The sequence below is a fragment of the Brevundimonas sp. 2YAF1 genome (assembly GCF_052114745.1).
Taxonomy (GTDB): Bacteria; Pseudomonadota; Alphaproteobacteria; order Caulobacterales; family Caulobacteraceae; genus Brevundimonas.
Genome location: NZ_JBFRFI010000021.1, coordinates 1 through 1,125, shown reverse-complemented (window position 1 = coordinate 1,125; position 1,125 = coordinate 1). Strand labels below are relative to the sequence as shown.

Annotated in this window: 1 protein-coding gene; it reads left to right on the top strand. The window is 63.9% G+C overall.

The features are described 5' to 3' along the window. Positions 1-1,065: elongation factor Tu (gene tuf, locus AB4Y68_RS14455; protein WP_441456450.1), on the top strand; the 1,065-nt coding region annotated here is incomplete at its 5' end. Between the last annotated feature and the right edge of the window lie 60 nt (positions 1,066-1,125).

Sequence of the window (1,125 nt, the reverse complement as noted above, 5' to 3'; positions counted from 1 at the left end):
AAGGCGATGAACTACGCCGACATCGACGCCGCCCCGGAAGAAAAAGCCCGCGGCATCACGATCAACACCTCGCACGTGGAATATGAGACGGCCAACCGTCACTACGCCCACGTCGACTGCCCCGGCCACGCCGACTACGTGAAGAACATGATCACGGGCGCCGCTCAGATGGACGGCGCGATCCTGGTCTGCTCGGCCGCTGACGGCCCGATGCCGCAAACGCGCGAGCACATCCTGCTGTCGCGTCAGGTCGGCGTTCCGGCTCTGGTGGTCTTCCTGAACAAGGTCGACATGGTCGACGACGAAGAGCTGCTCGAGCTGGTCGAAATGGAAGTTCGTGAACTTCTGTCGTCCTACCAGTTCCCGGGCGACGACATCCCGGTCGTCAAGGGTTCGGCTCTGGCCGCCGTTGAAAACCGCGACGCCCACATCGGCGAAGAGCGCGTGCTGGAACTGATGGCCGCCGTCGACGCCTACATTCCGCAGCCGGAACGTCCGGTCGACATGCCCTTCCTGATGCCGGTCGAAGACGTGTTCTCGATCTCGGGCCGCGGCACCGTGGTCACGGGTCGCGTCGAGCGCGGCATCGTCAAGGTCGGTGAAGAAGTCGAAATCGTCGGCATCCGTCCGGTCCAGAAGACGACCTGCACGGGCGTCGAAATGTTCCGCAAGCTGCTGGACCAGGGTCAAGCCGGCGACAACGTGGGCGTGCTGCTGCGCGGCACCAAGCGTGAAGACGTCGAGCGCGGCCAGGTGCTGTGCAAGCCGGGYTCSATCACCCCGCACACCAAGTTCGTGGCYGAAGCCTACATCCTGACCAAGGAAGAGGGCGGCCGTCACACGCCGTTCTTCACGAACTACCGCCCGCAGTTCTACTTCCGCACGACCGACGTGACCGGCATCGTGCACCTGAAGGAAGGCGTCGAAATGATCATGCCCGGCGACAACGCCGAGCTGGACGTCGAACTGATCACCCCGATCGCGATGGAAGAGAAGCTGCGCTTCGCCATCCGTGAAGGCGGCCGCACCGTCGGCGCCGGCGTGGTGTCCAAGATCATCGCCTAAGCGATTGATCCGGGTCTTCGGACCCGAACAGTGCTGGCCTCAAGCAGCGCGCAAGCGCGA